This window comes from Pseudomonas sp. NFACC51 (genome assembly GCF_900103575.1).
GTDB classification, from domain to species: domain Bacteria; phylum Pseudomonadota; class Gammaproteobacteria; order Pseudomonadales; family Pseudomonadaceae; genus Aquipseudomonas; species Aquipseudomonas fluorescens_Q.
On sequence record NZ_FMXH01000002.1, the window covers coordinates 320,397 to 333,824 of the forward strand.

The window sequence follows — 13,428 nt, forward strand, 5'->3', positions numbered from 1 at the left end:
CAGCGGCAGTTCATGCCGTCCACCCTTTTGCCTCGGTCACTCGATGCCTGGTCAATTGCCTGGTCGCTCGAGCGTGAAGAGTTGCTCCGCGCCGATTTCGAAATAGTCGGCCGGCCCACCTCCGCGCAGGATCGGACGCGCCTGGGCCGTCTGATACACGCCGTCTTTGATCAGTTGCTGGTCAATGTGGATCGCTACTACTTCGCCCAACACCAGCCACGCCGGGAGCGCTGCACCGCCTTGCGCCTCAAGCTGCACGATCTGGGTGACCACGCACTCGAACTGCACCGGGCTGGCCGCAACGCGCGATGGCCGTACTTTTGCGGAGGGCAGCGTCTCCAACTTGGCCAACTCGAATTCATCGATGTCCGCTGGCGCCATCGCTGCAGAGGCGTTCATTGCCTCTGCGAGTTCTCGCGTCGCCAGATTCCATACGAACTCGCCGGTCGCACGCGCATTGGCGAGCGAGTCCTTCGCACCAAGCGAGCAAAAGCCGATAATCGGCGGCTTGTAGCTGAACAGGTTAAAAAAGCTGTAGGGAGCGAGGTTACGTACGCCATCGTTGGAGACAGTACTGATCCAGCCGATCGGGCGCGGAGCGACGATGGCGTTGAGCGGATCGTGCCGCAGGGAATGTCCCTGTGCCGGTTCGTAGAAATGCCAATCGGTCATAGCTTACCTCTTTGGGCGCGCGCAAGGACTGCCACCTGCTCGAGTCAATTCTGCTGCGCCGTTTCTAAAGAACGGGGCGGCGTTCGTATTTCTTACTTGTTTACCCAAGGCATGGAGAGGTCAATGTCAGAGACCAGCTTGCCACCGCCGAAGCTCATGTTCTCCAAGGGAACGGCATACATGATCAGGCTGATGTCGTCCTGGCTGACACCCACTTTTTCTACCGCGTAACGGGTGACCAACTCCGCGAGCTTGCGCTTCTGCTCCACTGTCCTGCTCGAGCCTATCGTCACCGTTACGACCATGCGCTTGTCAGATCTCTTCATGTCAGGAAAAGTCGGATGGATGAAAAGCTCATCGTCCTTGTGCTCACTGATGATGACGAAGCGGTCATCCTTGGGCGTATCCATGGCTTCATGAAGAGCGAGATTCAAGGCATCCGCCAGCGCGCGTTTCTCTTCGCTAGAGAATTTCCGAGCTGGAATGTGGGCGTGAAAAATTGGCATGAGGGTTTCCTCAGTTGTGCTGTTCAGCTAATACGCGGCGACGAATTGGCCCGGCTTAGCTAAAGAAGTCTTGACCGAGTGTTTCTTCGAGTCGCTCTTTCAGGCCAGCCGAGAACTCACGAACGACGGGGAACGGGCTTTGAAAGAGCTTGATATTGTGGACGAGGCCAGACTCATTCCGAGTGATGATGGTGGTGCCGGCGATCGGCTTACCACCGTGGATGGCATCCCACTCAAGGTAAGTCTTCGCACCGTCAACCGTCTCCGCAGTGAACACGAAGTTTTCGTACATCGTGCTCGTCGCGGCAAAGAATGCCCCGATGGATGTCGGGCCGACCACCGTCTTGCTTAGGGCTGAGGTCTGAAGGCTGGCGTCAGCGGTGAACGACTTTGCGAAGTCGCTCGTTCCTTTCTTCTTGACGATTTGCATCCATGCTGTTCCCGGTGGGTTGGTGTCAGTAGTCATTACAATCTCCTATCGAGTGTCTGCAGTTTTGCAGTGTGTGTGCGTGCGCGTGCTAGTCAGCGAGGTGCCCGATGAGAAACTCGCCGGCTCTCTGGAGCGCGTCGTGGGCCTGGGGCAAAGAGGCTGTTTGAATGTGCCAGACGTGCAACATCTCCGGCCACACCTCAAGGTGCGATTCGCCGCCGGCCGCGCGCACCTTTCGGTCAATTTCAAGCGCGTCGTCGAGAAGTACTTCGTCGCTTCCGACATGTATGAGCAGCGGAGGAAAACCGTGCATGTCGGCGAACAGGGGCGAGATGCGCGGATCCTTCAAATCGTGGTTGCCAGCGTAAGCCGCTACCATCTCCCGCATCGCGCTCGCGTTGACCATTGGGTCGCGGTGAGCCAGTTGCGTTAACGAGGGCAGCGTCAGCGTCAAGTCTGCCCATGGGCTAATGAGTAGCGCTGCTCGCGCGTCCTTGTGGCCTTTCGAGGCTGCATAGGCCAGAACGTTGAGAGCCATGCCTCCGCCACTGGAGTCACCTGTCACGGCGAATGGCTTGCCAAGCGCACGCAGTGCTTCGTAGCCGCGGATGGACTCGTCGTAGGACGCCGGAAATGGGTGCTCAGGTGCCTTGGAGTGGTCCAGAACGATGACCTGGGACTTTGCCGCTCGAGACAGCTCCCCAAGCATGCCTAAATGCGAGGAAGGAGAGCCAGCCACCCAGCCACCACCATGGAAATGGTAGATGACTCGGTCCTTGGAAGCGCCAGGAGCCGTAATCGCCACCGCAGCTACGCCACCGAGTTGGATCGTCTCGACGGTTAGGTCGGCTGCCGGTGGGTTCGCTTGTGAAATGGCCTCCATGCCGACGCGGAGCGTCTCGATGGTGCGTACGGGATGCGCAAAGTCGAAGGCAAACATCGCATCCCGAAGCTCACGGACGGAAGATGAATCGTAAGTCATGGTCAGTTCACTCCAGGTTGAGGAAAGTCGCCGGAACCCAGTCGTAGCCTTCGCCGTTGTCGGCTTTGCGAAGACGGCCCAGGCCAGGGAACGGCATGTGGGCTGCGGCAATCATCGTCTTGTCCGCAGCGAGTTTTACCAGCAGGTCTTCACGCGTTTTGACCGCCGACGCGCTGTCTGAGTCGAAGATGATGCTGATTTCCGGGTGCGGCATTTGGACGGCGCCAACATGAGCTACGTCGCCCCAGATGAGCAGCGACTGACCCTTTGAGGAAATCATGTAGCCGGTGTGACCGGGCGTGTGGCCGGGAATGGCATACGGTGCAATGCCGGGAACGATTTCGGCCATGCCTTCGTACGGCTTCCATTTACCCGCAGCGATATAAGGCGCGGCGCCATCCTGTGCGACCTTGAAGAAGATTTTCGATTCTTCCGGAGCCTTGGCCATGATTTCCTTCGACAGCCAGAAATCGGCGTCGGCCTTCGTCATCATCACGGTCGCGTTCGGAAAGACGCGTTTCCCGTTTTGGTAGATACCGCCAGCATGGTCCGCGTGAAGGTGAGTCAGTAGAACCAGGTCAATCTGCTCCGGCTTGTAGCCGGAGGCCTTCAAGTTCTGCGCGAGCTTGCCCAGTGTAGGAGGGCCCCAGTGACCGCCTGAACCGGTATCGATGAGAACGAGTTTGGAGCCGGTGTTGACGAGGAAGCCTTGGACGGTTGCCGAAACATGCTTGGGATCGTTTTGGAAGGAGCGCGCCAAGAGGGACTGAATGAGCGCGGGATCACCGTGTAGGAGACTGGAGTCGATACTACCGCCGCCGTCATAGAGCGCGGTGACTTCATAGTCGCCAATCATCGTGCGATAGAAGCCTGGAACCTGCTTGTGCTGCATCGGCGCAGCAGCTTGGACCGGAGCTACAGCAGCGAAGGCGCCCGCGAATGCTAACGATACCGCGAGCAGGGTACGCGAAGTGATGGTGGAGAATTTCATCGTGTTCTTAACCATTGTGTGTGGTGGATATGTAGGTACGTACAGCTGTGATGACCTTCAGCAAAACGCCAACTCATCGTGCCATGTCGCTGTTACCGCCTTTCCGGCCATACGCAGCATCGAATTGCCGGTGTTACCCGTGATGAAAGCCCGGATGTTCGATTTTTTGCCGATCCGCCTGAGCTGTCATAGCGCTTGCATTGTGCAAGTGGTTGAATAATATTCGAGCACCTTGCACAATGCAAGTGGAAATTCAAGGAGAGTAGCTGTGCAACAAACAAGACGATCGGGCTGCCCGATCAACCTGACGCTTGAGCAGATCGGCGACCGCTGGAGCCTGATCGTTATCCGCGATGTCATGTTCGAGAACAGACGCAGTTATGGCGTCCTGCTGGAGAAAAACCAGGAAGGCATCGCCACGAACATCCTCGCAAGTAGGCTGAAACACTTGACCGCGTCTGGCCTGCTGACACGATGCCCGGATCCGAATCACCAGCAGAAAGTAATTTACAGCCTCACGGAAGCAGCAATACAGCTGGTACCTCTGCTCGCGCATGTGGCTGCCTGGGGTGTTCGGCATACGCAGCCGAGCAAGGAAGCGTCTTTGCGCGCGGAGGTGCTGGAGAAGGGCGGCCCTTCACTCTGGAGTGCCTTTATGGATGAACTACGTTACTTGCATCTCGGTGCACCGCGTCCGGAGCGTTCGGTATTGGACCAGCTCAGGGCCGACGACGAGCAGGCGATCGCTACTTAGTAGCCATCTTTGGCGTCATGACATGCAGCATGTGGTGCAAGGCTATCCATGCTCGAATAGCTTCCGCCTTGCGCGAGATGGGGCGTCATCGAGCGCACGCTGTTCATAAACGGGTGATTTTACCTTCGCGCCTTTGAGCCCGACATCGCTTACTCCATTTCGAGCAAGTGCTCCAGGAACAAGCCTGCCGCGACCGACAACGCCGTTCGCGACCTCACGCATACGCTGAGTTCGCGGGAGGCCCACGGCTCATCCAGCCTGATCACCTTCGCTCCGTCCATTTTGTAAATCGCCGCGCTCCCCTCGGGCATGATGCCAATGCCCAGGCCGGCCTGAACCGTCAGGCATAGCGCGTCGTAGCTGGAGACTTCCATTCGGATCCTTAGCGAGCGCCTCAGGTCGTTGGCCGCCTTGATCAACTGAAAGTTGAGATGAGTGCCACTGCGCAGTGAAAATCCATCACAGGCTATCCGGATCCCCGAAGAACATCTGAATCCGCGACCGCAACCAACGCTCCCCAGGATCGTTGTCCTGGGATCCGCGCCAAGCCATGTGCAGCTCAAAGCTACGCACTGGAATCGGTGGGTCTTCGGCGCGTACGCCGCCGGCGGCGGTCAGGGCGTCGGCGGTGTAGTCAGGGACGGTGGCGATGATGTCGGTGCCCGACAGCAGCGTGCTCAGGCCATTGAATTGCGGTACGGCCAGCACCACATGGCGCTTGCGGTCGAGTTTCGCCAGCTCTTCATCGATGAAGCCGCTCAAATCACCCGCGAAAGACACCAGGGCATGGGGGCGAGCACAGAATTCGTCCAGGGTCAGTCGTCCCGGCGCGGTGTCGGCCCGCAACACTTTGGGCAAGCTGCGTCGCAGGACCTTGCGCTTGGCGTTGGCCGGCAGGTCGTCGGTGTAGCTGACACCGATGGAGATTTCACCGGACGCCAGCAAGCCAGGCATCAGAATGTAGTTGACCCGGCGCACCACCAGCACGATGCCGGGCGCCTCGGCCCGCAGGCGCTTGAGCAGCATCGGCAGCAGGGCGAATTCGGCGTCGTCCGACAGGCCAATGCGAAACACCGAGGTGCTGGTTGCCGGGTCGAATTCCGCCGCCCGGCTGACCGCCGTGGAAATCGAATCCAGGGCCGGGGAGAGCAGGGCGAAGATCTCGACCGCCCGGGCCGAAGGCTCCATGCTGCGACCGGTACGTACGAACAACGGGTCATCGAACAGGCTGCGCAGGCGCGACAGCGCGGCGCTGATGGCCGGTTGGCCTAGGAACAGTTTCTCGGCCGCGCGAGTCACACTGCGTTCATGCATCAATGTTTCGAACACGATCAACAGGTTCAGGTCGACACGCCGCAGGTCATTACGATTCATCTGGGGTCCTGGCAGATTCGGCAAGCTTGACGTGAGCGGCCATATGGGAACAATGGCCGGCATGAATCTTACGGGGAAAGACTGGTACTCTGCACCGGCTAATTGAGTTTTCTTAGGTTAAGTCCTACGCAATGGCTTGGTTTTTCTTGCTGCGGAATCAATGACAGGCATGTCGACTATTAATAGCCACTGATGGTCTTGGGTACAAAGCCCGGATAGAGTTCATGGCATTAGAGGTTACTTTGACGAGGTTTGCGATGTCCCGCACGATCCGTTTTCACAAGTTTGGTGGTGCCGAGGTGCTCAAATGCGAAGAGCATACGGCGGCTCTTCCTGCGCCAGGAGAAGTGCAGGTCCGCGTCGAAGCGATCGGCATCAGTTGGTACGACACCTTGTGGCGCCAGAACCTGGCGTCGTCCCAGGCGCGCCTGCCTTCGGGCCTGGGCCATGAAATGGCCGGCGTGGTCACGGCCGTCGGCGACGGCGTCGATGACTTGGCCGTGGGCGACAAGGTCGCCAGTTTTCCGGCCGAAAGCCCGAACGATTATCCGGTGTACGGTGAGGTCATCGTGCTGCCACGCACCGCCCTGACCCGTTATCCCGACGTGCTCAGCCCGATCGAAGCCGCCGTGCATTACACGCCGCTGCTGATCGCCTATTTCGCCTACATGGACCTGGCACGGGTCAAGCCGGGGCAATTCGCCCTGGTCACCGATGCCAGTCATTGCGCCGGTCCTTCCTTCGTACAACTGGGCAAGGCCCTGGGTGTGCGGGTGATCGCGGCCACCAAGACGGCTGAAGAGCGTGAGTACCTGTTGTCGCTGGGCGCCGAAAAGGTCATCGTCACCGAAGAGCAGGACTTGCTGATGCAAATCAACAAGCTCACCGACAACCGTGGCGTCGATGTGGTCTTCGACGGCCTCGGCGGGCCGCAGATGTCGCTGCTGGGTGACGTGTTGGCACCGCGTGGCAGCCTGGTGCTGTATGGCTTGCAGGGCGGCAACCAGACGCCGTTTCCAGCCTGCGCGGCGTTCCAGAAGAACATTCAGTTCTTTGTGCACTGCATCGGCAATTTCACCGGCAAACCGGAACTGGGCATTCTCCAGGACCAGGTGGCCTTGCAACGAGCACTGCGCGATATCAATCAACTGACCGCCGACCGTGTGCTGTTGCCACTCAAGACTCGGGTCTTCCCGTTCTCCGAGTTTGTCGAGGCTCACCGTTACATGGGCGAATGCCCTTGCCGTGAACGTGTTGCCCTTCAGGTCATCGACCCGGTCTGAACCCTGCCTTGCGCAAGAGTCATCGCCTGGGCTCTTGCGCTGCCTTCGTCCTGACACCTTCTTATCCTTTCTGACGGCACCTCCTGCCTGGCGGTGCTGCGTTCTTACCTGGCCTTTCGTGCCTTGAATGGCCTGTCCCGGTTCGCTCAAGCCTGAAACGGTCTGCCGACCAACATCTGAACTGGTTTTTGCCCTCAATCTGTATCTTCTAATCATTGTTTAAGTCTTGATAATTGAACGCTGATTTCCATATCAAGGAAGAAGTCGTGGTGCTGTATAACTTTTTCGAAGGTCTTCATCCTTCAAGATGCATTCAAGGGGCAATAAACGTTAATGGGTATGGGGCTATCTATCGACCCTGGGGAAAACAGGGCGGGGTAGAGAGTCAATTAAAGTTCGGCAAGTTCTTTATTTCTCGTACTCATTGTCTGTGGGACGTTGTCGGAATTCTCCTAGGACGTGCCGTTTGGTCGGTTAGGCCCCCTGATTTCAAGGCTTTCGGCGGAGGGTTGCTGGGGCGTGAGCCGACTCTCAGTATATGTATCAAATAATTACAACAAGCAATGCTCGAGCGTATTGCTAATACTCTTTGAGTGCTAGAACAATCATCTAGACCAACACGTCGTGCAGTCACGTTGGTGCGGGTGCGACGCCGATAGTTGAATTTCCAGGTAAATGGCTATGAGTGCAATTCATGAGCAGGCAATGACTCACGTGTATCAACAGATACTGCAACGACTGTCAGGTTTTTATTCCCGGGCAGAACGTACCGCGTTGCAGCTTTTGATCCAGCGTTTAATTGTCGCCGCCGGAGGCATCGAGCGGATTGGCGATTATCGCGTGTTGACGGTCCTGAACGGGAGCCGGGAAAGCTTTTATGTGCTGACCGCCTTGCGGGCCGCACAGCTGAGTATCGCGGGGCGACATCCGGTGACCTTCACCTTGCGTGTCGCCACGCCACGCTTGAGCGAAACCACCCAGGCGACGCTGGAAAACATCCACCGCTGCTACAGCGCGCTGTTTGTCTACGATGATCCCCGGGTCGAATTGCTGATGGCGGATAACCGCGAGGTGTTGCCGTTCAATCACCGGCAGCCCTTGTCGGTGGCAGGGCACGAAGCCAATCGCATGGACCTGCTGGTCCTGGGGCATCTTCGTGCGGTCGACAGCCCCTTGGAGATTGGGGATGACGGCTACCTGGCAATGGCCGAATTCTATCGGCATATGGCTCGCTGGGAGTCGGGCGTGGATTCGTTGGTCAGCAGCGATACACCGCGCCAGCAAAAACAATTCATATCAGGCCTTCGCCGCGCGACTCGCAAGATCGGCCTGCAGACCGAGCACGCCTGCGGTTTCGACAACCTCTTTGCCCACCTCGACACCCTGGGTGGTGATATCTACCGGCATTTCTATGGGCCGGATCGCCTCGATGCCTGGAGGCCCGAGGGTCACTTCGAGGCTTGCCGGCGAGTGGGGCACGTCGGCATCGACGACCTGATCGTCGTTCGTTCGGAGGGAACCAACTGGCCGCTCTTCAACGAGTTCCTGCGGGTGCAGACCGAGGGGCTTGTGCCATCGGCGCCTGAAAACGAATACATCAGCCCGCTACTGTCGGCCCATCTGCACGGTCTGCAGGCCTGCTACCTGCATGGACGCAGCTATGAAACCGGCTATGGAGACTACGCGCAGCGAGCGATCATGATCATGCATCGCAAGCAACTGCCGGAACACGCCTGCGAACAGGCCCGGGCACTGTTCGGCTCACCGTCGTCGATTCCCGAACGTCGTGCCTACGCCGCCCTTGAAGCGCAAAAGATCCTGGGGCTCAGCGAAACGCAACTGGTGTGCATGCTGTTCGCGCCCTTCGTGGGACAGGGTGCGGGCCTGGAGCATTTCCTGCGTTGCTGCCATCCCGGCATGCTGGTGGCGATGCCGGACCTGCACAAGGCCATGCAGGGCGCGACCGTCGTCGATCAGGTTGCGCAGTGGATGGTCGAGGTCAGCGGCCTGCCCATCGACATCCTTGGCAAGCTGTACCGGGCGAGCGTCTCACTGCCGGAACAACCGGACATTGCCCCGGGCGCCGATCTGCAGCAGACCATTGACGGCATCGACACTGCGGAAGCCGGGTCGCCTGCCGATGGGCTGCATGAACGCTCGGCAAGGCATTGAGGAACGAGGTTTGACGCAATCATCTACCTCGTCCCCAGTCCTTGTACCCGGCGTTGCGACTGGGTCGGCGGCGACCCGCTGTCCTGGCCTGAGCCGATGAAAGGTTGCCGGGAGACAGGCTTCGCCTACCAGGCGGTTTATCGCTACCTGACCACGCTGATCAACGAGCTGGAGGTTGATGCGCGGGTTCGCCTGCCGTCGCTGCGGCAACTGGCCGAGCGTCTGAACGTATCGATATCGACCATTCAGTACGCGTATTCGCTGCTGGAAAAGGAAGGGCGGGTCTATTCGATCGCCAAGTCCGGTTACTACGCGCTGCCCGTGCCCAGCATGGCCACCCTGGACGGCGGTGACGATTTGCTCGAGACCCTGTACGTCAATGCCCGACGACCAGGCATGCGGGTGCTCAGTGCGGACGAACCGGCGTCGATGCAGCCATTGGACAGCCCGCTGTTGCTGCTCGAACGCGAACTGCTGCGCCAGTACCCACGCTCCTCGCAGACACCCTCGCAACCCTGGGGTGAGCTGGAGCTGCGCACCGCGCTGGCTGCCCGCTACACGTCTTCGCCGGCCCGTTGCTGGAATGCCGATGACGTCTACATTGGCGCCGACCTGCGTGGCGTGCTGGAGATCCTGATCGCGGTGCTGGCACTGCGCGGGGCCGCCGTGCTGATCGAATCGCCCTGCGATTGGGCAGTGTTGCGCCTGCTGCAGGCGGCGGAAGTCAACGTCATCGAGCTGCCACTGCTGACCAGCGGCGAGCTCAATGTCGAGCAACTGGAACAACTGCTGGTGAACGAAACTGTACGCCTGGTGGTGCTGTCGTCGGTCTTGAACATGCCGAGGGGCACGCTCGTTCCGGAAGAGAACCGTCGTGCCATCGCGCATCTGCTGGAGCGGCACGGAACTTGGGTGCTGGAGAACGATAGCCATACGGACCTGGCGTTCGAGGCGAGGGGGACGCCTTTTCGAGACTTGCTCGACCCGGACCGGCTGATTGTCTATTCGACGTTCGAGAAAACCATCGGGCCAGAGGCGCCGTATGGCTACGTGTTGTCGCGCCAGTTGACCTTGCACCTGCAGCGACATTTCCTGCTGCGCGCGTTTTGCTTGTCGCCGATTCGCCAGAAAGCCATCGCCCGGCTGTACAGCAACGGTCGGATTGACCAGCATTTGCTGGTGTTGCGGCGCCTGCTGCGCGAAAGCGCGGTTTCGACTACGCAAATGCTGCGCGAGCGGCTAGGGGATAGCCTGCAATGGGCAGAACCTCAAGGTGGTGCGACGATCTGGATGCAATCGACGCGACGGGTCGACTTGCGGCGGGTCTTCCATCGGTTGCTTGCCCAGCGAATCGTTATCGCGCCAGGGGAGTTGTTCAGCCTCCAGGGCCTGTATGCGCAACATATGCGCCTCACCCACGCCCTGAACGGGCCACAGGACATGGACGCTGCCCTCTGCGCGCTGGCCGATGCCTTGAGGCTCGAACAAGCGTAGTCGGCAGCAATGGATCGAACCCATCGCGCCATGGTCGAACTGTCAGTAAACTGCATCCCATTTACCGAGCCACTCCACTCAGAGGTTTTGCATGACAGTCAGTCCATTTGCGGGCAAGCCGGCACCGGCAGAGTTGTTGATCGATATCCCGCGACTGGTGACGGCCTACTACACCGGCCGACCCGATGCCTCGGTTGCGACCCAGCGCGTGGCTTTTGGCACTTCCGGGCACCGTGGCAGCTCCTTCGACCTGGGCTTCAACGAGTGGCACGTGTTGGCCATCAGCCAGGCGATCTGTCTGTACCGCGAAGCCCAGGGCATCAACGGGCCGCTGTTCGTCGGTATCGACACCCACGCGCTATCGACCCCGGCGGGTGCCAGCGCGCTGGAAGTATTCGCGGCCAATGGCGTCACCGTAATGATCGCCGAAGGCGATGAATACACCCCGACACCGGCGGTTTCCCACGCCATTCTCTGCTACAACCGTGGCCGCACCTCGGGCCTGGCGGACGGTATCGTCATCACGCCGTCCCACAACCCACCGCAAAGTGGCGGTTACAAGTACAACCCTACCAACGGTGGCCCGGCCGATACCCACATCACCAAATGGATCGAAGCCAAGGCCAACGAATTGCTGGCCAACCAGCTCGCCGGCGTCAAGCGCGTCAGCTACGAGCAGGCCCTGAAAGCCGATACCACCCACCGTCACGACTATGTAAACACCTACGTGGCAGACCTGATCAACGTCATCGATTTCGATGCCATCCGTACCGCCGGGTTGCGTCTGGGCGTCGATCCGTTGGGCGGCGCGGGCGTGCGCTACTGGCCGGCCATTGCCGAGCATTACCGCCTGGACCTGGACGTGGTGAACACTCACGTGGATTCCACCTTCCGTTTCATGACCGTCGACTGGGACGGGCAGATCCGCATGGACCCGTCCTCCAGCCATGCGATGCAAGGGTTGATTGGCCTGAAGGAACGTTTCGACGTGGCCTTTGCCTGCGACCCGGACCATGACCGCCATGGCATCGTGACCCCATCCGGTGGCCTGTTGGCGCCGAACAACTACCTGGCGGTCTCCATCGACTACCTGTTCCAGAATCGCCCGCAATGGCGCGCCGATGCCGCCGTGGGCAAGACGGTGGTCAGCAGCGGCCTGATCGATCGCGTGGCCAAGCGCCTGGGGCGCCGTCTCTATGAAGTGCCGGTTGGCTTCAAGTGGTTTGCCGATGGCTTGTTCGATGGTTCCCTGGGCTTTGGGGGTGAAGAAAGTGCCGGTGCTTCGTTCCTGCGCAAGGACGGCGGCGTCTGGAGTACCGACAAGGACGGCCTGATCCCGGCGCTGTTGGCAGCTGAAATGACCGCGCGCACCGGTCGCGACCCGAGCCAGGCCTACCGCGCGTTGACTGACGAGCTGGGCGAACCATTCTCGGTACGCGTCGATGCCAAGGCCAGCCCTCAACAGAAGGCACTGTTGAGCAAGCTGTCGCCCGATCAGGTGGCCTCCACCGAACTGGCCGGGGAGAAGATCCAGAATATCCTCAGCCATGCGCCGGGCAATGACCAGGCCATTGGCGGCCTGAAGGTCATGACCGAAAACGGCTGGTTTGCGGCACGCCCGTCCGGGACCGAGGATATCTACAAGATCTACGCCGAAAGCTTCCTTGGCGATGCGCACCTCAAGCAATTGGTGGCTGAGGCGCAAACGTTGGTGGATGGGGCTATCACCAGCAAGTGATACATCTGATGTGAGCTTTGTGGCGAGGGAGCTTGCTCCCGCTGGGCTGCGCAGCAGCCCCCCCCCCAAGCTCACTCAATCGAGCTGATCCACCGCGTCGCCGGGTTCTAGGGCCGCTGCGCGACCCAGCGGGAGCAAGCTCCCTCGCCACAAGAGCAGCAGTGCTGCGATGCAGGGTTTAGGCGAGGTCAACGAGCACGATTTCGCTGTCTTCGATCGCGGTCACCCGCAATATCCGTTCATCTTCAATCGCAACACCGTCTCGAGCTTGTGCACGCAAGCCGTTGATTTCTATCAACCCTGTTGCCGGCACAAGATAGGCTCGACGTGCGGCGTCCAGCCGATACTCCGCACTTTCACCCGCCTTGAGATTGGCCGCTACCAGTCGTGCGTCAGCGCGAATGCGCAGGCTCTGGTCATCGCCGGCCTTGCCACTGGCCAACGTCACGAAGCCTTCGCGCGAGTCCTTGGGAAACGGCTTGGCCCCCCATGACGGTGCCAGGCCTTCTTCGTTGGGGATGATCCATATCTGGAAGATGCGGGTGGCCGTCGACTCCAGGTTGTATTCGCTATGGGCAATGCCGGTGCCGGCGCTCATGACCTGTACATCACCGGCCTGCGTACGGCCTTTGTTACCCAGATTGTCCTGGTGGCTGATCGCGCCTTCACGCACATAGGTGATGATTTCCATGTCCCGGTGCGGGTGTTGGGGAAAACCGCTGCCAGGGGCGATGACATCATCGTTCCAGACCCGCAAGTTGCCCCAGCTCATGCGCTGTGGGTCGTAATACTCGGCGAACGAAAAATGGTGGTGGGCATCCAACCAGCCGTGGTTGGCGGCGCCCAAGGTGGCGAAGGGCCTGAGTTCGAGCATGTTCGTGTCCTTTTCGCTGGGAGCGAAAGCGATGGTTGATGCGCTATTCTCGCGAAGGAAACCATCGACAAAAAGCGTAAAAAACGCGTCAAACCTATCGACTAACCAGATATGAATTCGTGAGCCAACTTTCACTTCATCGCCTAAACCCATGACTT

Annotated in this window: 13 protein-coding genes; 5 read left to right on the forward strand and 8 right to left on the reverse strand. The window is 59.5% G+C overall.

Features of this window, described 5'->3' with window-relative positions; all coding sequences use genetic code 11:
• Positions 1-51: 51 nt before the first annotated feature.
• The 5 genes from BLT00_RS05470 to BLT00_RS05490 all read right to left on the reverse strand — a co-directional run bounded on the left by BLT00_RS05470 (position 52) and on the right by BLT00_RS05490 (position 3,581).
• Positions 52-672, reverse strand: coding sequence for a flavin reductase family protein (locus BLT00_RS05470; protein ID WP_092143106.1), 621 nt, complete (start codon positions 670-672; stop codon positions 52-54).
• 92 nt (positions 673-764) lie between these two features.
• On the reverse strand, positions 765-1,178 hold the full coding sequence (locus tag BLT00_RS05475; RefSeq protein ID WP_092143109.1) for a tautomerase family protein: 414 nt from the start codon (positions 1,176-1,178) through the stop codon (positions 765-767).
• A gap of 55 nt (positions 1,179-1,233) precedes the next feature.
• Complete coding sequence (locus tag BLT00_RS05480; RefSeq protein ID WP_092143112.1) at positions 1,234-1,644, reverse strand: hypothetical protein; 411 nt, start codon at positions 1,642-1,644, stop codon at positions 1,234-1,236.
• A gap of 52 nt (positions 1,645-1,696) precedes the next feature.
• Positions 1,697-2,590, reverse strand: a complete 894-nt coding sequence (locus tag BLT00_RS05485; protein ID WP_063321004.1) for an alpha/beta hydrolase — start codon at positions 2,588-2,590, stop codon at positions 1,697-1,699.
• A 7-nt stretch (positions 2,591-2,597) separates the two neighbouring features.
• On the reverse strand, positions 2,598-3,581 hold the full coding sequence (locus BLT00_RS05490) for an MBL fold metallo-hydrolase (RefSeq protein WP_092143115.1): 984 nt from the start codon (positions 3,579-3,581) through the stop codon (positions 2,598-2,600).
• Positions 3,582-3,849: 268 nt separating this feature from the next.
• Here BLT00_RS05490 and BLT00_RS05495 point away from each other — a divergent pair, with 268 nt between their 5' ends.
• A complete protein-coding gene (locus tag BLT00_RS05495; protein ID WP_092143118.1) occupies positions 3,850-4,335 on the forward strand; it encodes a winged helix-turn-helix transcriptional regulator in 486 nt (161 codons plus the stop codon).
• Between the two features lie 149 nt (positions 4,336-4,484).
• On the opposite strand, the gene BLT00_RS05500 is transcribed toward BLT00_RS05495, so the two are convergent.
• Together BLT00_RS05500 and BLT00_RS05505 are read right to left on the reverse strand one after the other, a co-directional pair.
• The gene (locus BLT00_RS05500) at positions 4,485-4,898 is read right to left on the reverse strand and encodes a LysR substrate-binding domain-containing protein (protein ID WP_256572754.1); all 414 of its coding nucleotides are present in this window, start codon (positions 4,896-4,898) and stop codon (positions 4,485-4,487) included.
• Positions 4,795-5,709, reverse strand: coding sequence for a LysR family transcriptional regulator (locus BLT00_RS05505; RefSeq protein ID WP_069970812.1), 915 nt, complete (start codon positions 5,707-5,709; stop codon positions 4,795-4,797). Before BLT00_RS05505 ends, BLT00_RS05500 begins: the two co-directional genes overlap by 104 nt.
• Positions 5,710-5,966: 257 nt before the next feature.
• Here BLT00_RS05505 and BLT00_RS05510 point away from each other — a divergent pair, with 257 nt between their 5' ends.
• From BLT00_RS05510 to pgm, 4 genes are all read left to right on the forward strand, one after another.
• Entirely contained in the window at positions 5,967-6,992 is a 1,026-nt protein-coding gene (locus BLT00_RS05510) for a zinc-dependent alcohol dehydrogenase family protein (protein ID WP_092143121.1), read from the forward strand.
• A 681-nt stretch (positions 6,993-7,673) separates the two neighbouring features.
• Entirely contained in the window at positions 7,674-9,164 is a 1,491-nt protein-coding gene (locus BLT00_RS05515; RefSeq protein WP_092143124.1) for a hypothetical protein, read from the forward strand.
• A gap of 96 nt (positions 9,165-9,260) precedes the next feature.
• On the forward strand, positions 9,261-10,658 hold the full coding sequence (locus BLT00_RS05520; RefSeq protein WP_092143126.1) for an aminotransferase-like domain-containing protein: 1,398 nt from the start codon (positions 9,261-9,263) through the stop codon (positions 10,656-10,658).
• 91 nt (positions 10,659-10,749) lie between these two features.
• Complete coding sequence (gene pgm / locus BLT00_RS05525) at positions 10,750-12,396, forward strand: phosphoglucomutase (alpha-D-glucose-1,6-bisphosphate-dependent) (RefSeq protein WP_063321156.1); 1,647 nt, start codon at positions 10,750-10,752, stop codon at positions 12,394-12,396.
• A 178-nt stretch (positions 12,397-12,574) separates the two neighbouring features.
• Here the strand turns inward: pgm and BLT00_RS05530 are convergent, their stop codons facing one another.
• Positions 12,575-13,270: a pirin family protein gene (locus BLT00_RS05530; RefSeq protein ID WP_092143129.1), complete on the reverse strand. Its 696-nt coding sequence runs from the start codon at positions 13,268-13,270 to the stop codon at positions 12,575-12,577.
• Positions 13,271-13,428: the final 158 nt, after the last annotated feature.

Coding starts and splice junctions, on each gene's coding strand:
- BLT00_RS05470 (WP_092143106.1), bottom strand. CDS start 672: ATGACCGATTGGCATTTCTACGAACCGGCACAGGGACATTCCCTGCGG.
- BLT00_RS05475 (WP_092143109.1), bottom strand. CDS start 1,178: ATGCCAATTTTTCACGCCCACATTCCAGCTCGGAAATTCTCTAGCGAA.
- BLT00_RS05480 (WP_092143112.1), bottom strand. CDS start 1,644: ATGACTACTGACACCAACCCACCGGGAACAGCATGGATGCAAATCGTC.
- BLT00_RS05485 (WP_063321004.1), bottom strand. CDS start 2,590: ATGACTTACGATTCATCTTCCGTCCGTGAGCTTCGGGATGCGATGTTT.
- BLT00_RS05490 (WP_092143115.1), bottom strand. CDS start 3,581: ATGAAATTCTCCACCATCACTTCGCGTACCCTGCTCGCGGTATCGTTA.
- BLT00_RS05505 (WP_069970812.1), bottom strand. CDS start 5,709: ATGAATCGTAATGACCTGCGGCGTGTCGACCTGAACCTGTTGATCGTG.
- BLT00_RS05510 (WP_092143121.1), top strand. CDS start 5,967: ATGTCCCGCACGATCCGTTTTCACAAGTTTGGTGGTGCCGAGGTGCTC.
- BLT00_RS05515 (WP_092143124.1), top strand. CDS start 7,674: ATGAGTGCAATTCATGAGCAGGCAATGACTCACGTGTATCAACAGATA.
- BLT00_RS05520 (WP_092143126.1), top strand. CDS start 9,261: ATGAAAGGTTGCCGGGAGACAGGCTTCGCCTACCAGGCGGTTTATCGC.
- pgm (WP_063321156.1), top strand. CDS start 10,750: ATGACAGTCAGTCCATTTGCGGGCAAGCCGGCACCGGCAGAGTTGTTG.
- BLT00_RS05530 (WP_092143129.1), bottom strand. CDS start 13,270: ATGCTCGAACTCAGGCCCTTCGCCACCTTGGGCGCCGCCAACCACGGC.